Annotated in this window: 23 protein-coding genes; 4 read left to right on the top strand and 19 right to left on the bottom strand. The window is 56.8% G+C overall.

Going from position 1 to position 26550, the window contains the following annotated elements:
• Window positions 1-242: 242 nt before the first annotated feature.
• The 4 genes from hemG to pepQ are packed head-to-tail and all read right to left on the bottom strand — an operon-like array spanning window position 243 to window position 4240.
• Window positions 243-782, bottom strand: coding sequence for a menaquinone-dependent protoporphyrinogen IX dehydrogenase (gene hemG, locus HEP82_RS18020; protein WP_192459332.1), 540 nt, complete (start codon window positions 780-782; stop codon window positions 243-245).
• A gap of 19 nt (window positions 783-801) precedes the next feature.
• Complete coding sequence (trkH, locus tag HEP82_RS18015; protein ID WP_192459331.1) at window positions 802-2253, bottom strand: Trk system potassium transporter TrkH; 1452 nt, start codon at window positions 2251-2253, stop codon at window positions 802-804.
• A 41-nt stretch (window positions 2254-2294) separates the two neighbouring features.
• Entirely contained in the window at window positions 2295-2909 is a 615-nt protein-coding gene (locus HEP82_RS18010) for an IMPACT family protein (RefSeq protein ID WP_192459330.1), read from the bottom strand.
• Window positions 2909-4240, bottom strand: coding sequence for a Xaa-Pro dipeptidase (gene pepQ, locus HEP82_RS18005; RefSeq protein ID WP_192459329.1), 1332 nt, complete (start codon window positions 4238-4240; stop codon window positions 2909-2911). The genes HEP82_RS18010 and pepQ overlap by 1 nt, the downstream gene beginning before the upstream one ends.
• Window positions 4241-4423: 183 nt before the next feature.
• Between pepQ and fadB the strand changes: the two genes are divergently transcribed.
• The gene (gene fadB / locus HEP82_RS18000; protein WP_192459328.1) at window positions 4424-6616 is read left to right on the top strand and encodes a fatty acid oxidation complex subunit alpha FadB; all 2193 of its coding nucleotides are present in this window, start codon (window positions 4424-4426) and stop codon (window positions 6614-6616) included.
• A gap of 14 nt (window positions 6617-6630) precedes the next feature.
• Window positions 6631-7794, top strand: a complete 1164-nt coding sequence (gene fadA, locus HEP82_RS17995) for an acetyl-CoA C-acyltransferase FadA (protein WP_192459327.1) — start codon at window positions 6631-6633, stop codon at window positions 7792-7794.
• Between the two features lie 153 nt (window positions 7795-7947).
• Here the strand turns inward: fadA and HEP82_RS17990 are convergent, their stop codons facing one another.
• From HEP82_RS17990 to HEP82_RS17980, 3 genes are read right to left on the bottom strand one after another with little or no spacing between them, the layout of a single operon-like run.
• Window positions 7948-8358, bottom strand: coding sequence for a DUF6691 family protein (locus tag HEP82_RS17990; protein ID WP_015855396.1), 411 nt, complete (start codon window positions 8356-8358; stop codon window positions 7948-7950).
• A 15-nt stretch (window positions 8359-8373) separates the two neighbouring features.
• A complete protein-coding gene (locus HEP82_RS17985; RefSeq protein WP_192459326.1) occupies window positions 8374-8811 on the bottom strand; it encodes a YeeE/YedE family protein in 438 nt (145 codons plus the stop codon).
• Between the two features lie 3 nt (window positions 8812-8814).
• Window positions 8815-9147 carry an ArsR/SmtB family transcription factor gene (locus HEP82_RS17980; protein WP_192459325.1) on the bottom strand — a complete coding sequence of 111 codons (333 nt, stop codon included), beginning with the start codon at window positions 9145-9147 and terminating at the stop codon, window positions 8815-8817.
• A gap of 115 nt (window positions 9148-9262) precedes the next feature.
• Between HEP82_RS17980 and HEP82_RS17975 the strand changes: the two genes are divergently transcribed.
• A complete protein-coding gene (locus tag HEP82_RS17975) occupies window positions 9263-10918 on the top strand; it encodes an FAD-dependent oxidoreductase (protein WP_192459324.1) in 1656 nt (551 codons plus the stop codon).
• 267 nt (window positions 10919-11185) lie between these two features.
• Here HEP82_RS17975 and fre read toward each other — a convergent pair whose 3' ends face one another.
• Window positions 11186-11887: an NAD(P)H-flavin reductase gene (gene fre, locus HEP82_RS17970; RefSeq protein WP_192459323.1), complete on the bottom strand. Its 702-nt coding sequence runs from the start codon at window positions 11885-11887 to the stop codon at window positions 11186-11188.
• Window positions 11888-11937: 50 nt separating this feature from the next.
• Window positions 11938-13434, bottom strand: a complete 1497-nt coding sequence (gene ubiD, locus HEP82_RS17965) for a 4-hydroxy-3-polyprenylbenzoate decarboxylase (RefSeq protein WP_192459322.1) — start codon at window positions 13432-13434, stop codon at window positions 11938-11940.
• A 183-nt stretch (window positions 13435-13617) separates the two neighbouring features.
• On the opposite strand from ubiD, the gene rfaH reads away from it, so the two are divergent.
• Window positions 13618-14106, top strand: coding sequence for a transcription/translation regulatory transformer protein RfaH (gene rfaH / locus HEP82_RS17960; protein WP_192459334.1), 489 nt, complete (start codon window positions 13618-13620; stop codon window positions 14104-14106).
• A 35-nt stretch (window positions 14107-14141) separates the two neighbouring features.
• On the opposite strand, the gene hemB is transcribed toward rfaH, so the two are convergent.
• The 10 genes from hemB to putA form a co-directional block, all read right to left on the bottom strand.
• Window positions 14142-15164, bottom strand: coding sequence for a porphobilinogen synthase (hemB, locus tag HEP82_RS17955; protein ID WP_192459321.1), 1023 nt, complete (start codon window positions 15162-15164; stop codon window positions 14142-14144).
• Window positions 15165-15168: 4 nt separating this feature from the next.
• Entirely contained in the window at window positions 15169-15963 is a 795-nt protein-coding gene (gene tatD, locus HEP82_RS17950) for a 3'-5' ssDNA/RNA exonuclease TatD (protein ID WP_192459320.1), read from the bottom strand.
• Between the two features lie 119 nt (window positions 15964-16082).
• A complete protein-coding gene (tatC, locus tag HEP82_RS17945) occupies window positions 16083-16847 on the bottom strand; it encodes a Sec-independent protein translocase subunit TatC (RefSeq protein WP_192459319.1) in 765 nt (254 codons plus the stop codon).
• Window positions 16848-16850: 3 nt separating this feature from the next.
• Window positions 16851-17414: a Sec-independent protein translocase protein TatB gene (gene tatB / locus HEP82_RS17940; protein WP_192459318.1), complete on the bottom strand. Its 564-nt coding sequence runs from the start codon at window positions 17412-17414 to the stop codon at window positions 16851-16853.
• Between the two features lie 3 nt (window positions 17415-17417).
• Entirely contained in the window at window positions 17418-17675 is a 258-nt protein-coding gene (gene tatA / locus HEP82_RS17935) for a Sec-independent protein translocase subunit TatA (protein ID WP_192459317.1), read from the bottom strand.
• 77 nt (window positions 17676-17752) lie between these two features.
• Entirely contained in the window at window positions 17753-19390 is a 1638-nt protein-coding gene (ubiB, locus tag HEP82_RS17930; protein ID WP_192459316.1) for a ubiquinone biosynthesis regulatory protein kinase UbiB, read from the bottom strand.
• Window positions 19387-19995 (bottom strand): ubiquinone biosynthesis protein UbiJ, encoded by a 609-nt coding sequence (ubiJ, locus tag HEP82_RS17925; protein WP_192459315.1) that lies wholly within the window; start codon window positions 19993-19995, stop codon window positions 19387-19389. The genes ubiB and ubiJ overlap by 4 nt, the downstream gene beginning before the upstream one ends.
• Before the next feature lie 25 nt (window positions 19996-20020).
• Window positions 20021-20776: a bifunctional demethylmenaquinone methyltransferase/2-methoxy-6-polyprenyl-1,4-benzoquinol methylase UbiE gene (ubiE, locus tag HEP82_RS17920; protein WP_192459314.1), complete on the bottom strand. Its 756-nt coding sequence runs from the start codon at window positions 20774-20776 to the stop codon at window positions 20021-20023.
• 163 nt (window positions 20777-20939) lie between these two features.
• A complete protein-coding gene (gene rmuC / locus HEP82_RS17915; RefSeq protein WP_192459313.1) occupies window positions 20940-22445 on the bottom strand; it encodes a DNA recombination protein RmuC in 1506 nt (501 codons plus the stop codon).
• A gap of 145 nt (window positions 22446-22590) precedes the next feature.
• Entirely contained in the window at window positions 22591-26547 is a 3957-nt protein-coding gene (putA, locus tag HEP82_RS17910; protein WP_192459312.1) for a trifunctional transcriptional regulator/proline dehydrogenase/L-glutamate gamma-semialdehyde dehydrogenase, read from the bottom strand.
• Window positions 26548-26550: the final 3 nt, after the last annotated feature.

Raw genomic sequence — 26550 nt, 5'->3', positions numbered from 1 at the left:
AATTGTTAAAGAGCAGTGCGACCGGCTTACAGCCTGCTGTCGCGAGGTGGCGTATACTACGCTTTCCTCATTTGGAGTCAACGACTTTTTTTCGCTTTCTCCGTCCTGTACCGCGCTGGCGTTCCGCCGTTGCCGTCTCAGTGGTGGCGCATTATAGGGACTTATCCGCACCTGACAAGCACTAAATTCAATTTTTTTTCTAAACGCCCTTTTTTTCACCAAACCCGAATTCACTACAGAAATTACAACGCTTTATTCAACGACAATTGACTGAAGGACTGCGCAAACCGCGCAACCTGTTCCCAATCGGTGTATTCAATCTCTTTGGTACTATCAGTTTCGCCGCCTGTCATATGCATGATGAGCTGGATCATGACTCGATCGAACCAACGGTAACGCGGGTATCGCAGCGCACCGGCAAATACGGCACCCAAATCGGGCTGCCAGGGCGAACGCATAAGGAACTTGCGTGTATAGCCGTTGGTCTGCAGCGAACGCTTTTCCGGTTTACGCGCGGTAAGATTGACAGAGAAGAAGGCGCTCGGCCTTTGCTGCAGCAAAGCACGATGTTGATGAATAAATTTTGCCACCGCCGGATGATAATGACCGTAGCGAACGGAAGCCCCGATCATAATGCAGTCATACTTCTCCAAATCGACCTCATGGGCGCTCAGAATATTGACCACATCACATTCCAATGTGCCTTTCAGGCTATTGGCGATATAAGCGGCTATCGATCTGGTTTGCCCGTCGCGGCTGGAAAACAGTATCAACGCTTTCATAGCACAATTCCTTTCTCGGTTATTCCCGCCAAAACGTCGGGGTAAACAACACCAGCAGGGTGAACACTTCCAAACGCCCAAATAACATTGTCAAAATCAGGATCCATTTCGCCGCATCATTCATGGAGGCAAAATTGTCCGCCACCACACCCAGCCCCGGGCCGAGATTATTCAGTGTCGCGGCAACAGCGGCAAACGCAGAGAAATTGTCCACACCAGTGGCAATAACAGCCAACATACTCATAATGAACACCAACGCATAAGCGGAGAAAAAGCCCCAAACCGCTTCAAGAATTCGCTCCGGCAATGCTCGCTGCCCAAGTTTGATGGTGTATACCGCGTTGGGATGCACCAAACGCTTTAATTCCCTCGACCCCTGCAAAAACAGCAACAGAATACGAATGACCTTCAGGCCACCACCGGTAGAACCGGCGCACCCGCCGATAAATGCAGAACACAACAACAAGACCGGCAAAAACAACGGCCAGCTCGCGATACTGTCGGTGGTAAAACCGGCTGTAGTCGCCATAGACACCACCTGAAAGAACGCCTGATTCAGCGTCTCCAGACCGCTGCTATACACATTGTGACCCCACAGTACCGCAGTACAAACCACCACCAGCGTCATCTGAACAAAAACAAACATCTTGAATTCTGGATCGCGCCAATACACCCTGAGGCTGCGCCCGCTCAACACAGAAAAATGCAGACCAAAATTACAACCGGAAATCAGTAAAAATACCGCGATGATGGTGTTGATAGTCGGGCTGTGGAAATAACCAATACTGGCGTCATGCGTGGAAAAACCGCCAATAGCGATGGTGGAAAAACTGTGGCTGATAGCGTCAAAAACCGACATCCCCGCCAGCCAGAGCGCCACCGCACAGAGGATGGTCAACAACAGATAAATCAGCCAGAGGGTTTTGGCGGTTTCAGCAATACGCGGGCGCATCTTGTTATCTTTCAAGGGCCCCGGCATCTCGGCGCGATAAAGCTGCATCCCCCCGACGCCAAGCAACGGCAGAATGGCCACCGCCAGAACGATAATTCCCATCCCCCCCATCCACTGCAGCATCTGTCGATAAAAAAGAATGGCTTTCGGCAGCGAATCCAGGCCAGTAAGCGTTGTCGCGCCGGTGGTCGTCAGCCCGGAAAAAGACTCGAAAAACGCATCGGTGATCGACAGACTAGGCTGCTCCGCGAACAGAAACGGCAATGCCCCGACGCTGCCCAACACGGTCCAGAACAGCACCACAATCAAAAAACCTTCCCGCGCTTTCAGTTCATGCCGATGCCGTCGGTTCGGCAGCCACAGCAGCAATCCGAGCACCAGCGCGGCAATAAATGTCTGGATAAACGCCCGACCGGCGCCGTCACGATAGATCAGCGCCACCAGCCCAGGAATGAACATGGTGCCGGAAAACAGAATGACCAGTTGTCCAACAATGCGGGTTATGGCACGCAGTTGCATTACGGAGCCTTCCTTAAAGGTTCAATCATCACGCGCTGGGATTATTGTGAAATCGGCGACAAATGCAACGCACCGCGACTAATATCCCGCAATCTGGTTTGCGCGTCGGCGACGGCCGGAACCGGCAATGCCACCCTGAACACAACGTCAACACCGTATTCTACCGAGACAATACGGCCTTCCAGCCCCAGGATCACGCCTTCCACCTGAGGCAACAGCGCATATTCACACCGCAGAACATACTCTCGCCGTATCACCTTCTGCCGCTGGGGTAGTTGCTTCAACGCCTGCTGAACCCCGCCGCCATAAGCTTTGACCAGCCCGCCGGTACCCAGTTTCACGCCACCGTAATAGCGCGTCACCACTGCGACGACTTCGCCAACGCCGCTCCCCATCAGCTGAGCCAATATGGGCCTGCCTGCGGTTCCCGCCGGTTCGCCGTCATCGGAAAAACCCAACTGTTGCGAATCATCCGGTGCGCCAGCAACATATGCCCAGCAGTGATGCGCTGCCGACGGATGTTGCGACCGGACTTGCTGGATAAAAGTACGAGCAGCGTCAACACCGCAAGCCGGACCTAGCTGTGTCACAAAACGGCTTTTCTTGATCTCCTCACTGACGCTCATCTCGCCGGCGGGTATCGGATAAGACTGCATCAGGCCAGATCCAACGCACGGGTCAGATTTTCCACACGCTTATCGTGCATCACGATATTGTCCTCGACGCGAACGCCGCCGAACGGTCGCAGCGCATCGATCTTCCGCCAGTCGAAATACTGCTGGCTTGCGCCCTGTCGCCAGGGTTCCAGCAATGAATCGATGAAATAAAAGCCTGGCTCGATGGTCAGTACCATGCGCGGCTCCAATATCCGGGTACAACGCAGGTATGGGTGCGCTTTCGGCGCTGCCAGCGACGTTCCGCTATCGTCCTGCATGAAGCCGCCGACGTCATGCACCTGCAAACCGAGAGGATGGCCCAGGCCGTGCGGCAGGAAAGGAGCGGTGAATCCCTGCTCCACCATGGTCTCCTCGCTAAGACCATTGACCAATTGATGTTGTTTCAACAACTTGGCGATCCGCTGATGCATCTGCAGATGGTAATCTGTGTAACGCACGCCGACTTTCAGCGTGTCGATCAGCGCCAGCTGTTCGCGTTTCATATCCTTGACCAATGCGGCAAAGTCGCTGTCCGGTTCGGCCGCGTAAGTCCGGGTGATATCGGCGGCGTAACCGTTATATTCAGCGCCGGCATCGATCAGAAAACTGCGGAATTCCGCCGGCGTCTGGTGATCAAGCTGGGTATAGTGCAGAACGGCGGCATGCTCATTGAGCGCGACGATATTGTCATAGGGCACATTGGTGTCGCGATGTCCGGTGGCGGTGAGGTAGGCCAGATTGATATCAAACTCGCTCATCCCGGCCTGAAACGCCTCCAGCGCCGCCCGATGCCCGACGACCGCCGTCTTCTGCGCTTCCCGCATACAGGCCAACTCATAATCGGTTTTGTACGCACGGTGATAATGCAAGTAATCCAGCACACCTTTCGGGTTACAGTTTTCCGGCGTGATGCCGAGGTTCAGCGCACGCTGCGGTACAGCCCCCAGATAAGCCACACGTTGGCGGGCGGCGGGCAGCTGATGGCCGATATCGTCGGCCTTGCGCAACACCTGAATATCCACGTCGCCCGTCCAGAAACTATCGGGAACCGGCGCGACGTTATACCAATAATCGACAGGCGAGTAGAACCAGAGTGTAGGTCGGTTGACGCCGTCGACCCAGAGCCAGCAATTCGGCACCTGCGTCACCGGCAGCCAAGCTTTAAACTGTGGATTGGCTTTGAACGGGTAGGCGTGATCGTCGAGAAACACGGTCAGTAATTCCCCGGAGTGAATCAGCAAAGCATCCAGTTGATAACGTTCCAGAACGGCCCGAGTGCGTTGCTGCAAGGTCGTTACGTGTTGATGATATAAAGAAGTCAGCGTTTCCATCACAATCCCCATCAATGACAACCAGCGTTCCCAAGTCTAACACAGCCGCCGTATCCCGGCAGTGGTCGACGCCCTGTGATCCTCCCGGCAAATCCCCCGGTTTTCGTTTGCATTTCATTAACATCAAAACCACACTTTTGTTATCAGGCCGTATCTGTCCTTCCCCGCTATCCGGAGATCGCTATGCTCTATCAAGGCAATAATCTCTCTCTGAACTGGCTGGAAAACGGTATCGCCGAGCTGGTGTTCAAGGCGGAATCAGGTTCCGTCAATAAGCTGGACACTCGCACGGTAGCCAGTCTCGGCGACGCGCTGAACGTATTGGTTCGCCAGAATGCGCTGCGGGCGCTGCTGCTACGCTCCGACAAACCCGCGTTTATCGTCGGCGCCGATATCACCGAATTTCTGTCGCTATTTGCAGCCCCCGAACAACAGTTGCACCAATGGTTAACGCACGCCAACGCTATTTTCAGTCAATTGGAGGATCTGCCGATTCCCACGCTGTCCGCCATCAACAGCTTTGCGCTGGGCGGCGGTTGTGAATGCGCGCTGGCGACGGACTTTCGCATCGCCACACCCGATGTACGTATCGGGCTACCGGAAGTCCGTCTCGGGATCATGCCCGGTTTTGGCGGTACCGTGCGGCTGCCGCGGCTACTGGGGGTAGACAATGCGCTGGAAATCATCACCGCCGGTAAGGAACTGAACGCAACGGAGGCGCTGAAAGTCGGCCTGGTCGACGCGATAGTCACAGACGACAAACTGATCCCCGCTGCGCTGCAAACACTGCGGCTGGCGATTGAAGGCAAGCTCGACTGGCAGGCGCGGCGCCGTCCGAAACTACAACCGTTGCGGATTGGCCGCGTCGAGGCCGCCATGAGTTTCGCTACCACCAGAGCGCTGGTCGCGCAACTTGCCGGCAAGCACTACCCCGCGCCGATGACGGCGGTCAAAACCGTCGAAGCCGCCGCCAGTCTGGCGCGCCATGACGCTCTGCAGCTGGAGACCGACAATTTCGTCGCGTTAACGCAAAGCAGTGCTGCCCATGCGTTGGTCGGCGTATTCCTTAACGAACAGGCGATCAAAAGCAAGGCCAAAGCACAAGCGACGGATACCTCCCCACCGGGAAAAGTGGCGGTGCTGGGCGCCGGCATTATGGGGGGCGGCATCGCCTATCAGTCAGCATTGCAGGGCGTCCCCGTCTGGATGAAGGACATCAGCGATAAAGCGCTCAATCTGGGGATGACGGAAGCGGCGACGCTGCTCGGCAAACAGTTAGAACGCGGCAAATTGGACGCTGCCGCGCTGTCCGGCGTGATGGCGCGCATTCATCCGACATTGGCCAACGAAGGCATCGAGCAAGCGGCGCTGATCGTCGAAGCAGTCGTAGAAAACCCGCGTATCAAAGCGCAGGTGCTGGCGGAAGCGGAAGCCCTGACCGGCGACGACACGGTGCTGGCGTCCAATACGTCTACAATCCCCATCGCCACACTCGCGGCGGCGCTAAAACGCCCACAACGTTTTTGCGGCATGCATTTTTTCAATCCAGTACACCGTATGCCGCTGGTCGAAGTGATTCGTGGGCCACAAACCGATGACCGCACCCTATCGCGCGTGGTGGCCTACGCTATCCGGATGGGTAAAACCCCCATCGTGGTGAACGACTGCCCGGGGTTCTTCGTCAACCGGGTACTGTTTCCCTATATTGCCGCGTTCTGCCTGCTGCTGCGCGACGGCGCGGATTTCCAGTTCGTGGATGCCGTGATGGAACAACAGTTCGGCTGGCCGATGGGCCCGGCCTATCTGCTGGACGTCGTGGGATTGGATACCGCACACCATGCGCGGCAGGTGATGGCAGCCGGTTATCCCGATCGAATGAGGCAGGATTACCGTGATGTCATTGATGTACTGACCGAACACCAGCGCTTCGGCCAAAAAACGGGCGCGGGCTTCTACCGTTACCAAACCGACAGCAAGGGCAAATCGCGCAAAGAGACGGATTCCGGCACAGAAACGTTGCTGGCGCCGGTATGTCAGCCGTCGCGGACATTCAACCCGGAGGAGATTGTCTCCCGCATGATGATCCCCATGCTGAACGAAGTCGCGCGTTGTCTGGAAGAAGGTATCGTCGCCAGCCCGGCGGAAGCAGACATGGCGCTGGTCTACGGATTGGGATTCCCGGCGTTCCGTGGCGGCGCCTGTCGTTATCTGGATACCCAAGGGATTTCGTCTTATCTGGCGACGGCGCAACGCTTTGTTGCATTGGGCCCGTTGTATCGGATACCGGACAGCCTGCCGGACATGGCTGAACGCCGGTCGCGTTACTATGCACCGGTCACGCCGCATGCGGGCCTTACGCCACATTCACCGGGTTGATTAAGGGGAAAGCTATGGAACATGCCGTAATTGTCGATGCTATCCGCACGCCGATGGGGCGATCCAAAGGCGGCGCATTTCGTCAGGTTCGGGCAGAAACTTTGTCCGCCCACCTGATGCGCAGTCTGCTCAACCGCAACCCGGCGCTGAATCCCGGCGACATCGACGACATTTATTGGGGCTGCGTACAACAGACACTGGAGCAAGGTTTCAATATCGCACGCAATGCCGCGCTACTGGCGGAGATCCCCCATAGCGTTCCGGCCGTGACCATCAACCGCCTGTGCGGATCGTCCATGCAGGCGCTACATGACGCTGCCCGCGCCATCATGGCCGGCGATGCGTCGGTCTGTCTGGTCGGCGGCGTCGAACACATGGGCCATGTACCGATGACGCACGGCGCCGATTTTCACCCTGGGCTTGGTCATACCGTCGCCAAAGCTGCGGCCATGATGGGGCTAACGGCGGAAATGCTGGCGCGTCTGCACCACATCAGCCGCCGCCAGCAGGATGAATTCGCCGCCCGTTCCCACCACCTGGCCTGGGCCGCCACCTGCTCCGGCGCTTTCCACCCGGAAATCGTCCCCACCGTCGGGCACAACGCCGATGGCGCGCTGATAAATTTCAGCGACGATGAAGTGATTCGGCCCGATACCAGCCTTGAGGGATTGACGGCGCTGAAACCGGTGTTCGACCCGGCCAACGGTACTGTCACCGCGGGCAGTTCTTCCGCCCTGTCGGACGGTGCCGCCGCACTGCTGGTCATGAGCGAATCCCGCGCAGCATCGCTGGGCCTAAAGCCTCTGGCGCGGGTGATCGGCATGGCGGTGGTGGGGTGCGATCCCTCCCTCATGGGGTATGGCCCGGTGCCCGCGACACAGAAAGCGCTGCAACGCGCCGGCCTCAGCTTGTCGGATATCGGGCTGTTCGAACTGAATGAAGCCTTTGCCGCGCAGGCGTTGCCCTGCATCAAGGATTTGGGGCTGCTGGAAAGCATGGACGAGAAGGTGAATCTCAACGGCGGCGCCATTGCGCTAGGCCATCCATTGGGGTGTTCCGGCGCACGCATCACCACCACACTGTTGCATCTGATGGCGCGACGCGATGTGGAATTCGGCGTGGCCACCATGTGTATCGGTCTGGGACAAGGCATCGCTACCGTGCTGGAACGGGTGTAACGAGCGCGGCCGACAGGCCGCCTCGCTCCCAGAAACCTTGGGCCGTCGCCTGATACCGTTCCATCAAGTTCGATTCAAGCGGAGAAACGCAAAAGAGGCTCCCAAAGGGACGCTTCCGCGTTGCCGGCGCCGTCGGCAAATGGACAAGAGGGCTCACCGCCCGGTTCGTTTTTCGTAAAGCAGCATTCCTGCCAGCATGGAGGCGAAAAATACGATGCCTTTCACGCTACCTAACGAAAACAACACCAGCGCCGGCCCCGGACAAATACCGGACAACCCCCAACCGACGCCGAACAGCAGGCTACCCAACACTAACGGTTTGTCCAGATGGGTTTTTACCGGCAGGAAAAATGTGCTGGCAGCCAGCGGCTTCGGCAAACGCTTCACCAACCGAAATGCCACCAAACCCACCGCTATCGCCCCCACCATCACCAATGCCAGCGAGGGATCCCATTGGCGGGTAATATCCAGAAAACCCAACACTTTTCCAGGATTGGCCATACCGCTGACGATCAGCCCCAGGCCAAAAATCAGCCCAGCCAACAACGAAAAAACACTATTCATGACTCGCTCCTCCGCTTAAGCCAATGGCGGTAACGCGCCGACAATCCAGACCGTCGCAAACGCCGTCAGCATAAAAATCAGCGTCGCCACCAATGAACGCAGGGAACAACGCGACAACCCACATACTCCGTGGCCACTGGTACAACCGGAGCCATAGCGTGTACCCACCCCCACCAGCAAGCCGGCAATCACCAGCAGCGGCAGCGGCGCAGTGATTTCGCTATCTGGTAACGTGCCCACCAGCCGATACAGCCAGGGCGCGGCGAGCATGCCGATAACAAACGCCAGCCGCCATCCTTTGTCCTGCGTCGCGCGGCTAAGCAATCCCCCGATGATGCCGCTAATGCCGGCAATCCGGCCGCAACACAAAATCAGCACCATCGCTGCCAGGCCAATCATGACCCCGCCGGTCAGGCTAGCAACGGGGGTAAATACATCGGTATTGATCGTCATCTGTTACTCCTTATCCGATGCGCCGGGACAATACAGCGCGTAAAGCGTATTCAGCAACGTCAGAATGCGCGGGTCTTCAATGCAATAGAAAATTTGTTTTCCTTCTCGACGGGTCGTCACCAGGTTCAGACGCCGCATCACGCCCAGTTGCTGGGACAAGGTCGGTTGATGAATGCCCAGAGCTTGCTCCATCTGCCCGACGGACGCCTCACCCTGACTCAGGAAGCACATCAGCATCAGACGATCGTCGTTTGCCAGCGCCCGCAATACATCTGCCGCACCGTGCGCCGCCTCCCGCATCGTTTGTTCACTGACCGGTGCATTCAATTCCGGCATAAAGCCTCCTTCCTGTTTATAAAAACATATTTTATAAAAATATATAATATACTATTGTAGATTATCATCAAGCCTTGCTCATCAGGAACAAGGACACACAAACAGGAGAAACGCCATGCAGAAAATCATCATCATCGGCGGCGTTGCCGGTGGAGCATCCGCTGCGGTACGCGCACGCCGGCTATCGGAATCAGCAGAGATCATCCTGCTGGAACGGGGGCCTTACGTCTCCTTTGCCAACTGTGGCTTGCCTTACCACATCGGTGGTGATATCCCAAACCGCCAGTCCCTGTTGCTCAAAACGCCGGAAGACTTCGCCGCACGTTTTAACGTAGAGGTTCGAATAGAACAGGAAGTCACGGCGATCGACGCCGCGGCGCAAACACTGAGCATCCATAACCTGCGGGACGGTAACATCTATACCGAAAGTTACGACCGGTTGCTGCTTAGCCCCGGTGCCAACCCGGTCGTCCCGCCCCTGCCTGGCATCGATTTGCCCGGTATCTTCACACTGCGCAACATCACCGACATGGACAGAGTTCTGGATCACATTCAGCGCCACACACCTCAGCACGTTACCGTGGTCGGTGGTGGATTTATCGGGCTGGAAGTCACGGAAGCGCTGGTGCAGTTGGGTCTACGTGTCACCGTGCTTGAACTGGGGTCGCAGGTGATGCCGCCGCTCGATCCTGAAATGGCTGCGCCGCTGCATCAGGTCATCCGTCAACATGGCGTCGATTTACGCCTCAATACTGGGCTGACGGCGATTCATCAGGAAAACGACAACCAACTCCGGTTATCCCTGAGCGACGGCGCCGAACAGGTGACAGGTATGGTACTGCTGTCAATTGGCGTTAAACCGGATACCCATCTGGCGCAAACAGCCGGGTTGGCTCTCGGTGCCCGAGGCGGTATCGCCGTCAACTCGTTGATGCAAACATCAGATGCGCACATCTATGCGGTTGGGGATGCGGTCGAAACCGAAGAGTGGGTGAGCGGTATACCGGCGCTGTTTCCGCTGGCAGGCCCAGCTAACCGGCAAGGACGGCTGGCAGCGGACAACATGCTTGGCCGCCAGCACCACTACTTACGCACACAGGGCACGGCTATCTGCAAGGTATTCGATCACAGCGCCGGTTGCGTCGGCATGAACGAAAAATCGCTGCAACGTCTGAACCGCGCTTACCAGAAAGTCTATGTCCATGCCGCCGATCACGCGGGTTACTACCCCGGGGCAGAGATGATCTCGCTGAAACTGCTATTCTCGCCGGACGATGGCGCAATCCTCGGCGCGCAGGCGACAGGTAAAGCCGGCGTAGACAAACGCATTGATGTTATCGCCGTCGCCCAGCGGGCCGGGCTGCATGTACGGGATCTGGAAAATCTGGAACTCGCTTACGCGCCGCCATTCAACAGCGCACGCGATGTCGTCAATCAGGCCGGCATGCTGGCAACGAACGTACTGAACGGCGATACCGCCATCTGCCATGCGGACAGGGTTGATGCCCTTGATCCGGCAACCCAGTGCCTGCTGGATATCCGCACGACGGGTGAACTCGGGAAATTCGGCGAATATCCACACGCACTGCATATCCCGCTGGATGAATTGCGCCAGCGTCTGGCGGAACTGCCCAGAGATAAAGAGATCATCATCGGTTGTCAGTCCGGCCTACGCGGACATGTGGCGTATAGAATGCTAAGCCAGCTCGGTTTCCGGGCGAAAAACCTGGCAGGCGGATTCAAAACCTGGCAGGCGGCGTCACCGGCATAATCGCTTATCTGCCGGAGACAGTACGTCATCAGACGGCGTGGGGAGTCTCATCGCGATGTACATCGCAGGCGCTTCCCAGGCCGCTATCACCACGCAGGGGAAAATCAGGTTTCTGGGCAGGCTCGACAACATCAATAAAACGGCGGGGATGCAGGGGCTATCGCATAGCGTTTCGCACTACGAACGTCATACACAGACGGCTCTGCCGGAATCGGCTCACAACAAAATGACCGCTGGCAGCGGTCACATGTCGTTGCGAAGAGTGAACTAGATAAACGAAAAAGCGTCGCTGTATAAATGGGCCGCCTGAGCGCCACGTTCATTGCAAAACCGCTCGCGTGCGATTTTCGCCATTTCGAAACGCCCGGCAATATAGATGTCGTATTCAGTCAGCGAACCGAAGTCCTGCAGCACCGCACTCAGCACCGTCCCGGTACGTCCCCGCCATTCGCCTTCCGGCTGTTCGACCACCGGGATCACCTTCAGGTTAGCAAACTGCTCGTCCAGCGCTTCCAATTCTGATAAATCATACAGATGGCGCGTTTCTCGCCCGCCCCAGTAAATGGAAATCTGACGATGGGGTTGATGCGCCAGTGCCGTTAGCAAAATCGAACGCACATAGGAAAACCCCGTGCCGCCAGCGATCAAAATCAACGGCCGATCACTATCTTCCCGCAGCCAGGCTTCTCCGTGCGGCAGATCCACAATCAACGATTGTTCCTTAAGGATCCGATCCATCACCGCCATCGCATAAAGGTTCATTTCCGATGCGCCGATATGCAGTTCAATAAAATTCTGCTCCATGGGCGTCGATGCGATGGAGAACGGCCGCTTATCCCGCTCATCCATTACCACCATCAGATACTGACCGGCCTGAAAAGTGAACGGGGCCGACGGCAACAAACGCACCCGATAAACCGTATCGGTTATCGCGTCTACTGAGATCACGGTACAGCTCAAAGTCGTCATGAATTCCCTCTGTAGGGTGATTAATACAAAACGGGGGACAGAGTAACAGGCTAACGCCGCTTGCCGCTGTCACTGAAAATGGCTAACTCATCCCAGATAGCATCAACACGGGCGCAGACCGATGGGTCCCTGGTAATGGGACGCCCCCATTCGCGCTGCGTTTCGCCTGGCCATTTATTGGTCGCATCCAGCCCCATTTTGGAGCCCAGCCCGGAAACCGGAGACGCAAAATCCAGATAATCAATCGGCGTATTTTCCATCAATACTGTATCGCGGGCGGGATCCATACGAGTCGTCATCGCCCAGATAACATCCTTCCAGTCCCGGGCGTTAATGTCATCGTCACAAACAATGACAAACTTGGTATACATGAACTGGCGCAGGAAAGACCAGACGCCCATCATGACTCGTTTGGCGTGCCCTGCATACTGTTTCTTCATCGTCACCACTGCCAGCCGGTAGGAACAGCCCTCCGGCGGCAGGTAGAAATCGACGATCTCAGGGAACTGTTTTTGCAGCAGCGGAACAAACACTTCATTCAACGCCACCCCCAACACCGCCGGCTCATCAGGTGGGCGGCCGGTGTAGGTGGAATGATAGATAGCGTCCCGACGCCGGGTAATGTGGGTAACGGTAAAGACTGGGAAATCATCCACTTCGTTGTAATAACCGGTATGATCGCCATACGGCCCTTCGGGCGCCGTTTCACCGGGTTCGATATACCCTTCCAGTACGATTTCTGCGCTGGCGGGTACGTCCAGATCGCTGGTCAGGCATTTAACCACTTCGGTTTTATGACCACGCAGCAACCCGGCAAACGCATATTCGGACAATGTATCCGGCACCGGCGTAACGGCGCCGAGGATAGTCGCCGGATCAGCACCCAGCGCCACCGCCACCGGGAAACGCTCTCCGGGGTGTTGCTGACACCACTCCTGAAAATCCAACGCGCCGCCACGATGGGACAGCCAGCGCATGATGAGCTTATTACGGCCAATCACCTGTTGGCGGTAAATCCCCAGATTCTGGCGCTCTTTGAACGGACCGCGTGTAACCGTCAGCCCCCATGTCACCAGCGGCGCGACATCTTGCGGCCAACAATGCATCACCGGGATCTTCCCCAGATCAACCTCATCACCCTGTAAGACCAGTTCCTGACAGGGCGCCGACGATAATCGCTTAGTCGGCATATTCAATACCTGCCGAAACTGCGGCAACTTATCAACCAGATCACGAAATCCGCGCGGCGGTTCGGGCTCCTTGAGAAAGGCCAGTAGGCGACCGACATCCCGCAACGCACTCACTTCCTCCTGCCCCATCCCCAGTGCAACACGCTTCGGCGTACCAAACAGGTTGCACAGCACCGGGATGTCATACCCTTTCGGGTTTTCAAACAAAAGCGCCGGCCCTTCAGCTCGCAGCGTGCGATCGGCGATTTCGGTCATTTCCAGATAGGGATCGATCGGCTGGCGAATACGTTTCAATTCGCCTCTGGCTTCAAGCTGCGCGAGGAACTCACGTAAATCTCGGTATTTCATGCTGATCATCAGGAAAGTCAGTGGTGGCGGTTATTATAGAGACTCTTCCCCATGCTGTCGCTTCTCCGCCATGGCTATTTGCAATGGCAGACTCCGCTCACCGCACGCCCCGTTAAAATTCTCTACCAGAAACGTTTTATCCCGCAGCGCTTTTGTTATCCTCTCAGGCTGAAACCACAGAAAAGTGAAATTATGCAATCCTGGTATCTCCTGTACTGCAAGCGCGGCCAGTTACTGCGAGCCAAAGAACATCTGGAACGTCAGTTCGTTACGTGCCTGAGCCCGATGATCACGCTGGAAAAAGTCGTTCGCGGCAAACGAACGGAAGTCAGCGAGCCGCTGTTTCCCAATTATCTCTTTGTGGAATTCGATCCAGAGCGCATACACACCACCACGGTCAACTCCACTCGCGGCGTCAGCCACTTCGTTCGCTTTGGCGCCATGCCGGCCATCGTTCCGTCACAGGTGATAGAGGATCTCCAGTCACATCAGACGGAAAAGATTATCGACCCCGAGACCCCGCAGCCGGGCGATCGCGTGGTGATCACTGAAGGTGTCTTCAGTGGCTTACAGGCTATCTATGCCGAGCCTAACGGCGAGGCCCGCTCCATGCTGCTGCTCAATTTGTTGAACAAACAAGTTCAGCAGTGCCTCGATAATCGCCAGTTCCGGAAAGTGTAAACCGCCAGAGCCGGGCGCTCCGGCGGCTTTTGCTCTCAGCGCCGCAGGGCTTCTTCATGCAGCCACTGCGCTACACGTTTGGCAAAGTAGGTCAGCACGCCGTCGGCGCCGGCGCGTTTAAAGCACAGCAACGACTCCATCACCAGCGGCTGCTCCTGCAGCCAGCCATTCTGAATGGCCGCCATCTGCATCGCGTACTCGCCGGACACCTGGTAGGCAAAGGTCGGCACGCCGAAGGTATCCTTCACGCGGCGCACCACATCCAGGTATGGCATGCCGGGCTTCACCATCACCATGTCCGCCCCCTCCTGCAGATCCTGCGCAATCTCTTGCAGCGCTTCATCGCCATTGGCTGGATCCATCTGATAGGTTTTCTTGTTGCCGCCTTTCAAATTGCCCGCAGAACCTAGCGCGTCACGGAATGGGCCGTAATAACAGGAGGCATACTTAGCGGAATAGGCCATGATCTGCGTATTAACCAGTCCCTGATTTTCCAGTTGATCGCGAATGGCGCCAATACGCCCGTCCATCATATCGCTGGGTGCTACAATCTCGGCACCGGCCTGGGCATGGGACAGCGCCTGACGCACCAGAATTTCTCTAGTAATGTCGTTGATGACATAGCCTTCGTCATCAATCACGCCATCCTGACCATGCGTGGTGTAAGGATCCAACGCTACGTCGGTCAACAGGCCCAGCTCCGGCACCGCATCTTTCAATGCCCGCACAGCGCGTTGCACCAACCCATCTGGGTTATATGACTCTTCCGCATGCAGCGATTTTTTATCCGCCTCAATAACCGGGAACAGCGAAAGCACCGGAATCCCCAGCTTCGCCACCGCTTCCGCCTCGCTGAGCAATTCGTCGATGGTCAGGCGATACACGCCCGGCATAGAGGGAACTTCCTGCCGAGTTCCGGTTCCTTCCATGACAAACACGGGATAGATCAGATCGTTAACCGTTACCTGATGTTCCGCGACCAGGCGACGGCTGAAATCATGACGACGCAAGCGACGCATGCGTCTACCGGGAAATGTACCGGGAAAAGCATTGCTCATAGTCTTATTCTCCTTTCTGGCCCAGCCGGAAAATCCGGCGGGCGTTATCATCCACAACGCGGCCCAACGCGACGGCATCCTGTTTCCGCCAGACGGCTACCTGACGAACGATATGCGGCAAGAAGCATGGCTCATTGCGGCGGGATGTCGGTTTCGGGTGTAAATCGCGGGGCAGTAAGTAAGGGGCGTCGGTTTCCAGCAACAGACGATCATCCGGAATGTATTCCAACAATGCGCGTAGCGCCAGGCCACGCCGTTCGTCGCAAACCCAGCCGGTAATGCCGATAGACAGCCCCGCCTGAAGACACTCATCCAGTTCGTCCCGGGTGCCGGTAAAGCAGTGCAACACCGCAGCGGGTAGTTTTCCCAACCAGGGACGCAGCAACGTCATGAAACGCGAATGCGCTTCCCGGCAATGCATAAAGACCGGCATGCCAAGATCGGCGGCTATCTCCAATTGAGCGTTGAATGCCCGCTCTTGCTCCGGCGGCGTAGAAAAATTGCGGTTGAAATCAAGCCCGCATTCGCCGATCGCTACAACCTGCGGGTAAGCGGCCAACTGTCGGATAGACTGCGCCGCAGCGTCCGTCCAGCTACTGGCCTCGTGCGGGTGGAGACCCGCAGTAGACCAACAATATCCCGGTTCGCCTTCTGCCAGCCTCAGCGCATGCCGACTCTCTTCAATACCAGTGCCAGTCAGCAACATGCCCGTAACGCCTTCACGACGGGCGCGAGACATCACCGCATCGCGGTCACTCTCAAATTGCGAGCTGGTCAAATTGACACCGATATCAAACATAAGGCCTCCACTGCACTCCCTGCTGAGGGTCGACGTGCCGTCAGACGTAACAAAAAACAACACCTCTCGATGAGAGGTGTCGGTTTAACTGAGGAACCGGAACGGTGAGCGTCCCGGTATCACTGAGATTCGGTCGTTTCTTCCGTATCTTCTTCGCCGCGACGGCGCTTGCCGACATAGAAACGCGCAAAAAACACGCCGATTTCAAACAGCAGATACATGGGAATAGCCAACAGCGTCTGGGAAAAGACGTCCGGCGGCGTCAGAAACATCCCCACCACAAATGCGCCGACCAGCACATACGGGCGTTTTTGCCGCAGCGCCGCTGGCGTCGTCACACCGCTCCAGCACAACAAAATAATCGCGACCGGCACTTCGAACGCCACGCCGAATGCCATGAATATCGCCATGACGAAATCGAGATAATTTTTGATATCAGTGGCGATTGTCACCCCTTTCGGCGCAGTTTGAGCAAAGAAACCGAACGCCAACGGGAACACCAGGAAATACGCGAACGCTATCCCCAGATAAAACAGCAGACTGCTGGATACCAACAACGGCATCATCAGACGACGCTCGTGTTTATACAGCGCCGGTGCGACAAACGCCCATACCTGATACAGCACCAACGGCGCAGAAACAAATACGGAAACAATCAGGGTCAGCTTGATCGGGGTGAAAAACGGCGATGCGACATCGGTTGCGATCATACTGGTGCCGGCAGGCATCTGTTTGAGCAATGGCGCAGAGACAAACTGATAAATATCATTGGCGAAATAAACCAGCGCCAGAAAAACCACCAGAACACTGATGATGCTGTTCAGCAGACGTTTGCGAAGTTCAATCAAGTGACTGATTAACGGTTGGGTTTCATCTACGGCCATACACTAACGATCACCGGAAGAGTGGGAAGGGGAAACACCGGCATCACTGCCGGTTTTCACTGTTTGCCTGGGCTCGAGTCCCAAGAGATTGGGCAACGCCGTCAACGCCGGTTTCACGGCGGTAGCGGCGGCTAACTGAGTGCCAGCCGATGGCGGAGGCGGCGCGATTGTTTGCATCACCGCAGACTCCACGCTACTCACGCCGTCATGTACCGCCTCAGGATCGCCCGGCGATAACACCGGCGTCGCCGACACACCGGCATCCGGCTCAATCGTATAGCTACGCTTCATGGCGCTGGCCGCTTCCTTCAGTTCATCCATCGACGCTTGCAGCTCCGGCGATAACGCCTGCAACTGGCTGGCTTTTTCCACCTTTTTCAGGCTGTCCTGCAATTCCTGCAGCTTCATTTCCTGCGCCAGCTCATTCTGCACCGTCGACGCCAACGAACGTAGCGTGCGAATCCAGCCAGCCACCGTTTTCACCGCGACAGGCAGACGCTCCGGCCCCAAAACCACCAGACCGAGCACCATTACCAGCAGCAGCTCACCAAATCCGATATCAAACACTACTTACACCTGTTCTTTATGCTGGTTCTTCTCTTCTTTGTCGGCCGGGGACTTCTGGTCCGAAAGAGATTTAGGGGAGAAATCGGCATCCTGCTGACGGTCTTCAGCCGCAGGCGGTTGAGGTTCATCGCTCATCGCTTTCTTGAACCCCTTGATCGACGCTCCGAGATCGGAACCGATGGTTCGCAATTTGTTGGTACCAAACAACAGCACCACGATGACCGCGATGACTAACAGATTCCAGATACTAATTCCGCCCATACTCTTCTTTGCCTCTTCAATTCAAAAAAGAACCTACAGAACAACCTCACATCCCTGACGGTCATCATGCGAGATATTCAACGCGCACAGCGCCACCCGATAACCCAAGCGACAATGCCTGCCGCGATCAAACCAGCGGGTACAATATCCGCCTCAACCTGACTGACCAGCAGGATGGTACCGCTCAACAGCAACGTCGCGCCCACGCCAAGCAAATAGCGAGACTGACCGTGGCGAACCCGCTGCGCCCGCAACTCCCCGGTCATCTGCTCTACACTCTGCCGCAGCAGTTTGTGCTGGCGCAGGCCATCATAGAACAGTTCCGGAAGTTCCGGCATTTTCTCGACCCAGAACGGGGCTTTCTCCCTGAAAGCGCGCCACATCGCCGGGAATCCCACTTGGTCTTTCAGCCAGGTTTCGAGAAAAGGTTTAGCGGTTTTCCACAGATCCAGTTGCGGATAAAGCTGGCGTCCCAACCCTTCTATGTACAGCAACGTTTTCTGAAGCAACACTAACTGCGGCTGCACTTCCATATTGAAACGGCGCGCCGTATTAAAGAGGTTCAATAATACATGACCGAAAGAAATTTCTGCTAACGGCTTTTCAAATATGGGCTCGCAGACCGTCCGGATAGCAAACTCGAACTCTTCCACATTGGTATCCGCCGGTACCCAACCGGAGTCCACATGTAGCTCGGCCACCCGCCGGTAATCACGATTGAAGAACGCGATAAAATTTTCCGCCAGATAGCGTTTATCGTCCTTGTTTAGGGAGCCGACAATCCCACAGTCGATACCGATGTACTGCGGATCTTCCGGATGTTCGTAGCTGATAAAGATGTTGCCGGGGTGCATATCGGCGTGGAAAAAGCTGTCGCGGAACACTTGGGTGAAAAACACCTGAACCCCCCGCTCCGCCAGCAACGGCATATTGATGCCATGGCGTTTGAGTGCGTCGACATCCGATACCGGTATGCCATAAATACGCTCCATCACCAGCACCCGTTCGCTGCAATAATCGGGATAGACCTCGGGAATATACAGCATCGGGCTGTTTTCGAAATTGCGCCGCAGCTGAATGGCATTGGCGGCTTCCCGCATTAGATTCAGCTCATCCAGTAGGGTTTTTTCGTACTCGCGCACCACTTCACGGGGACGCAACCGACGACCATCGGGCAAGAGAATGGGCAACCAGCCGGCAATGCGGTTCATCAGGCGCATATCCGCCTTGATGACCGGCAGGATATCCGGACGAATCACCTTGATGACGATGTCTTTCCCAGTAGATTTCAGCCGGGCGGTATGAACCTGGGCAATAGAGGCAGATGCCAGCGGTATGATCTCGAAATCGTCAAACCAGTTTTCCAGCCTGTCACCCATGGCCGACTCGATCTGCTGGCGCGCCAACTTGCCGTCGAAAGGCTGTACCTGATCCTGCAACAGCGCCAATTGATCGGCGATCGCCGGCGAAAATAGATCCCGGCGGGTGGACATCATCTGCCCGAACTTGATCCACACCGGTCCCAATTCCTGAAGCGCCAAACGCAGCCGCTCACCCAGCGGTTTGTCTTTGTGACGATTGGGAAGCCAGAACAACAAGCGCCGCCACAGGCGTAATGGCCAGGTAAGAGGGATTCGGGGAACCAGTTCATCCAGACCATAATTCAGCAGCACGCTGAGAATACGGTACAGCCGCAGCAATTCTCCCGGTGTCATTGCGCTCCCTCCAACCGATTCAGACGCTCCGCCAGTGCATCGGTCGCGGCCGACAATGCGACCACTTCATCACCGAACCAGACATGTTCCAGCTTTCCCGGCGCCAGCCGCCACTCTTCGGTCACATTTTCCGATAAAGCCGCTCGCTGCCGACACAGGTTATTCACTAACCCGCCCGCCCATCGCTGTGCCAATTGGCTCATCCCCTCGGCGGCAATATCCCCCAGATAGGGAGCCAGCCATTCCGCCGGGTCGAACTCTGCCAGATCCAACAATGTGATCAGCTGCTGGGCGACCTGAATGTCGCCCTCAAGCACCAGATCGCCACTACGCATCAGCGCGGACAACTGCTGACGATCCCGTAACCGCATCAGGGCGGACAGCCGTGTTTGCAACAGGCAATCCGTCGCTGACGACCACTGGGTCATCACATCAAGATGATGTTCGGAGAAAATCAGCACCAACGGCGTATCCAGCTCGGCCACTTCAATACGCAACGTTTTTCCACTCAGACGCTGACGGGCGATCCTCATACTCCGATCACGAAACAACAGTTGGTTTAGCGCTGTCTCCAGCGCCGCAGTCAACACAGGCAGTATCGGCATGGTATTTCCAACTTAGATGTCCAACTCAGAACTTAAACCCGCGATGCAACGCCACTATCCCGTTAGTCAGGTTGAAGTATTCGACATTTTCAAAACCCGCGTCCGCCATCATGCCTTTCAGGGTTTCCTGATCCGGGTGCATGCGGATGGACTCGGCCAGATAGCGGTAACTGCCGGCATCGCTGGCAACCATTTCGCCAATACGGGGCAACACGTGGAAAGAATAAGCGTCATAGATTTTGCTGAACAACTTGGTGGTAGGTTTGGAAAATTCCAACACCAACAAACGACCGCCCGGCTTCAGCACCCGGAACATGGAACGCAGCGCCTTGTCTTTATCCGTGACGTTACGCAACCCGAATGCGATGGTAATGCAGTCGAAAAAATTATCCGGAAACGGTAACGCTTCGGCATTGGCCTGCACATAGCTAACGTTACCGACCACACCTTTGTTGCGCAGTTTCTCGCGCCCCACTTTCAGCATGGAATCGTTGATATCCGCCAGCACCACTTCGCCTTCTTCGCCCACCAGTCGCGAAAATTTCGCAGTCAGGTCGCCGGTACCGCCGGCCAGATCTAGCACCCGCTGCCCACGGCGTATGCCGCTGCATTCGATAGTGAATCGTTTCCAGATACGGTGAATGCCAAACGACATCAGATCGTTCATCAGGTCATACTTCGCCGCTACCGAGTGGAAGACATCCGCCACCATGCCTTCCTTTTCGTCCCTGGCTACCGTGCGAAAGCCGAAATGTGTCGTTTTGTCCGAATCATCTGCCATGTTCTTTGCCTGTTTTCTATCAACGTCGGGAGGAGATTACCTATTAGTGGGTAAGAGTGTAACAAACCCAGGCCCAAATCGACCGTCCTTCTTTAGCTTAAAAACGCGGGAAGTACCGATACTGAGGCCTGGATCATCAATACCCCCTTCACCATGTCGCCCACTATGCGCCCCGTTCTTGCACAATGTCCGTCTGCGACAGGGCATCCGGAACGGTTTCATCCTCCAGCGGCAACATATCGTCCTCCCACTGCGCCGCATTGACCGGGCGTTTAATTTCCACCCCTAGCGTGCGGAAGCCTTCCGCCTGGCTGATCAGATTACCCCGGCCCGACACCATCTTTTTCATCGCCTGACGATAACTGCTCTGGGCTTTTTCCAGACTCTGCCCGAGCATATTCATATCGTCCACAAACAGCCTTAGCTTGTCGTACAACCGGGAAGCGCGTTCAGCAATCAATTGGGCATTGCGGCTCTGCTGTTCATAACGCCACAGATTATTGATGGTTCGTAACGCTACCAGCAAGGTTGTGGGGCTGACCAGCATAATATTGTGTTTCAATGCTTCCGTGATCAGCTCAGGTTGACGATCAATAGCGACCAGAAATGCAGGTTCCACCGGAATGAACATCAGCACGTAATCCAGCGAGCGCAAACCGGGCAGTTGTTGATAATCCTTACCGCTCAACAGTCGAATGTGGCCGCGAATAGACGCGATATGTTCATTCAGCGCCGCAGCGCGCTCAATATCGCCGACGCCGTTGAAATAGCGTTCGTAGGCCAGCAACGACATTTTGGCGTCGATCACCACATCCTTGCCGTGCGGCAAACGGACAATCACGTCCGGTTGCAGACGAGCGGTGCCGTTCTGGATGCTGACCTGCGTCTCATACTCATATCCTTCCCGCAGCCCGGAGCTTTCCAGCACCCTGCTGAGCACCACTTCGCCCCAGTTGCCCTGCATTTTATTGTCGCCTTTCAGCGCGTTGGTAAGATTGACGGCCTCCTGCGCCATACGTGCGTTGAGCTGTTGCAGATTGCGGATTTCATGGGCCAGCGTATGCCGTTCCTTCGACTCGGCGCCGAAGCTATCCTGTACCTGGCGCCGAAAACCGTCGAGCTGTTCCCGCAACGGGGTCAACAGGCGATCCAGACTCTGCCGGTTTTGCTGATCCACCTTTTGTCCGCTCTGCTCGAAAATACGGTTTGCCAGATTTTCGAACTGAGTCGACAGCCGTTGCTCGCTGTTAATCAGCAGGCGCTGTTTCTCTTCTGCCGCCAAGCGCGTCTCTTCCAGTCGAATGGTGACTTCTCGCAGTTCTGCTTCCTGCGCGCCGTTCACCTCGCGCAACGCCCGCAGTTCTTGATTGAGCTGAACACACTCCTCACGTAATTCAGTCAGTTGTCGTAATTTTTCCTCACTGGCCGCCTGCTGACTGTAGAGAAGACGCAATTCCTGCTCTTGTTGTTCCAGACGCCGCTGATCTTGTTGTCTCGCCTGCTGACTATCGTCAAGGCTCCGCCGCAGTTGCTCCTGCGCCTGTTCCTGCAATCGATGTTCGACATCATGCTGCGCCCGTTGCTGTTGCCCGCGTAGGCTGGTTATCAGCCATCCCACCAGCAAACCAACGGTGCCGCCGCCCAGACCATAAAATAAGGCGATATCCACACTGCCTCCCGGTTATTGAGTGCTGACGCCACAGTAAATTCACACTGTATGGATGTCCAGAGTCAGCCACGGAAATCCGTGCAAACACGCCATTTGTTGCTGTAAATGCGAGCCGTTTCCAGAAAATGGGCCGAAGACAACGCCGTCATAGCTGCCCCATCGTCATCAGGCTGGCGTTGCCTCCAGCCGCGGTAGTATTGATGCTGACCACCCGCTCTTTCAGCAGCCATTCCAATACGATGTTCGTATCACCGCTCGGCAGCCCCTGCATGCCGATAATCGCGCCGCCGCGTTGCGCCAGCGCCCGACCATACGCCTGCAACGCCTCCGCATCACCATGGCACAGCGCCGCGTCGAAACAGACCGCCTCCATCCGCCAGTCCCGGCAAAAATGAATGGCCGACTGCACGCTTTCCGGCAATTTCAGGTAAAGCGCCTGTAATTCGGCCGACTGCGGCCACAATGCCTGACAGCCGACTGCCAGCACCGCCGCCAGCTGGATCAGCGCATCATCGTCGTTCTCCGACAAACACAACACTCGCCCACGCGGCAACAGCCTATAGGTATTGCGCTCCCCCGTCGGGCCGGGCAGTGTCTGAGCGATGCCCACCGGCGTCAATTGGTCGTAACGCCGACAACAGTCGAGCAACGCCTCGCGCCGGTTCGCCTGCGCCCAGGCGTCCAGCCCGGATAACGCCTCACGCAGCAGCAGGTCAGCATCGTCCTTCGCGCCTTGCCGTAACAACGAACCGGCGGCGATTTCCGGCGGATACTGCGACAACAGCCGCCAGAGATAAAGCGGCCCCCCTGCTTTCGGCCCGGTACCCGACAACCCTTCGCCGCCGAAAGGCTGCACACCAACCACCGCGCCGACCAGATTGCGATTGATGTAAAGATTGCCGACATTCGCCGTCTCCATCACCTGGGTGATCGTGTCGTCAATACGGGTATGCAGCCCCATCGTCAGGCCATACCCCAACGCATTAATTTGCGCCAGCACCTCGCCAAGCCGTTCCCGCGGATAACGCACCACATGCAGCACCGGGCCGAAAACTTCCTGCTGCAGGTCATCCACGCCAGTCAGTTCGATCAGTGTAGGCGCCAAAAAATGGCCGACGGCCAGTTCTTCCGGCGCCGTTGGTCGCGATACCTGATAAATCTTGCGGCCTTTCGCCCGCATGGCCTGGATATGCCGTTCGACCCGGTGTCTGGCATCCGCATCAATCAGCGGGCCGATATCCGTCGTCAGGCGATCCGGATTGCCGATCCGGCATTCCGCCATCGCGCCCAACAACATGTTCAGGGTGGCATCCGCCACATCGTCCTGTACACACAGCAACCGCAACGCGGAACAACGTTGCCCCGCGCTATCGAACGCCGATGCGATAACATCCGCTACCACCTGCTGCGTCAGGGCGGACGAATCGACAATCATGGCATTGATGCCGCCGGTTTCGGCAATCAGCGGTATCGGTCGGCCTTGCGGGCCAAGACGTTCGGCCACCGATTGACGCAGTTGCGCGGCCACGGCCGTCGAGCCGGTAAACAGCACGCCGCACACCCGCGGATCCCTAACCAACGCAGCCCCCACCGATTCCCCCGGCCCCGGCAACAGTTGCAGTACCCCAGGAGGAATACCCGCCGCCAGCAGAATGTCCACCACCTGCGCCGCCGTTAACGGCGTTTGTTCCGCCGGCTTGGCCAACACACTGTTGCCCGCCGCCAGCGCGGCGGCGACCTGTCCGGTAAAGATTGCCAACGGAAAATTCCATGGACTGATGCAAACCACCGGCCCGAGCGGATAGCAGGTCTGATCATCGAGCAAGGCCATCTGCTCCGCGTAATAACGCAGAAAATCAACTGCTTCCCGCACTTCCGCCAGCGCATTCGGCAGCGTTTTTCCCGCTTCCCGCACCAGCAGCGCCATCAGCGCCGCCCGCTGGCTTTCCATGATATCCGCCGCCCGACTCAACACCACCGCCCGTTCCGTCGCAGGCGTCGAACGCCAGACGGCGAACCGCTCCGTCGCATCATTGAGTGCCTGTTCAATCTCCGCAGGGCTCGTTTCCCGTACATAGCCGACGATATCGCGCCGATCCGCCGGATTACATACCGGCTGCGCTTCCGTTATCGCCATCGACCCCGCCGCCAATACCGGCGCCACCTGCCATGTACTGGCTGCGCTGATCAGCAAGGCGCTGGACAGCGAAGCCAGCACATGCTCGCACGCCAAATCTACACCGAACGCATTACGCCGCTGGCTGCCGTATAGATGACGCGGCAAGGGAATATGCGGATGCGGCAGGCCAGCCAGTCCTTCCCGTGCCGCCATCGCATCCACTTCGCTCACCGGGTCGGCCGTCAGCACATCCACGGGAATCGACAGGTCGGCGATACGATTGACGAACGACGTATTGGCACCGTTTTCCAGCAGACGCCGAACCAGATAAGCTAGCAGCGTTTCATGCGTGCCGACCGGTGCATACACACGACAGGGGCGCCCGAGTTTACCGTCGGACGTTTTCCCCACCACCTGCTCGTACAGCGACTCCCCCATGCCATGCAGACATTGGAATTCATACTGACCCGGTGCGTAGTTGCTCCCCGCCAGATGGTAGATGGCGCTCAAGGTATGTGCGTTGTGGGTGGCGAATTGCGGATAGATCAGCGCCGGTTCCGCTAATAACCGACGGGCGCAGGCCAGGTAAGCCACATCGGTGTACACCTTGCGGGTATAGACCGGATACCCTTCCAGCCCTTCGACCTGCGCCCGTTTGATTTCGCTGTCCCAGTAAGCGCCTTTGACCAGCCGTACCATCAGCCGCCGTTGGCTGCGCCGAGCCAGATCGATCAACGCATCGAGCACCAGCGGGCAACGTTTTTGATAGGCCTGCACCACAAAACCGATGCCGTTCCACCCCGCCAGTTGAGGTTCAGCGCACAATTTCTCTAGCAGATCGAGCGAGATCTCCAGGCGATCCGCCTCTTCCGCGTCGATATTAATGCCAATGTCATACTGACGCGCTAACAACACCAGCGACAACAATCGGGGATACAGCTCCGTCATGACCCGTTCATACTGCGCCCGGCAATAGCGGGGATGCAGCGCCGACAACTTGATGGAAATGCCCGGCCCTTCATAGATCCCCCGCCCGGCGGATGCGTTGCCGATGGCACGAATCGCCTGCTGGTAGGAGTGCAGATAAGCCTGTGCATCCGTGGCGGTCAGGGCGGCTTCGCCAAGCATGTCATAGGAGTAACGAAACCCCATTTCCTCGCGCCGACGGGCATTGGCTAACGCATCACTGATGGTTTCACCGGTCACGAACTGTTCGCCCATCAGGCGCATCGCCAGATCGACGCTGCCCCGAATCAATGGCTCCCCTCCCCAGGCAATCAAACGGCGGAGCGTACCGGGCAAACCGGCGACATCCTGATAAGCCAGCACGTTGCCGGAAATCAGCAGCCCCCAGGCGGTAGCGTTGATAAACAAGGATTTATCAGGCCCGATTCGCGTCCGCCAGTCGCCTTTGACGATCTTGTCGCGAATCAGTGCATCGCGGGTGGCGTTGTCCGGAACGCGCAGCAGCGATTCAGCCAGACACATCAAGGCCACGCCTTCCTGCGAAGACAATGAGAACGCCTGCAACAGGTTCTGCACCACGCTGCCATGACCATGACGGCGCACATTACGCAATCCCTCGACCAACCGGCCCGCCAGCACGGCGATACGATGGCTCAGTTCGGCCGATATGCGCGCCTGATCGAGCAATATCGGTACCACTTCGGTTTCCGGTCGACGACTGGCAGTAGTGATGGCAGCGCGGACCGCCGACTGCGGCAGCACGTTTTGCGCGAAGCCCAGAAACGGTTGATAGGTTTTTTCTTCCCAGGATTGGGGCATAATCTCCTCCGCCTCAAGCTGGCCCTGAGCCAGTGATGATATTTCAGGTGTGTCGGCCCCACTTTCCAGATGCGCAAGATAGCTAAAAATTGCCTGATTAATCAGATAGTTCGGCGTGCATTCTAGCCGTATCGCCGCAGCGTGCAGACGGTCTCGTGTCGCTTCATCCAGCGTCACGCCCATAGTGATGGTGCCCATATC

The sequence above is a fragment of the Musicola keenii genome (genome assembly GCF_014855505.1).
Classification (GTDB): Bacteria; Pseudomonadota; Gammaproteobacteria; order Enterobacterales; family Enterobacteriaceae; genus Musicola; species Musicola paradisiaca.
The sequence above is the reverse complement of the archived record's forward strand: the minus strand, read 5'-3'. Positions and strand labels throughout refer to the sequence as shown.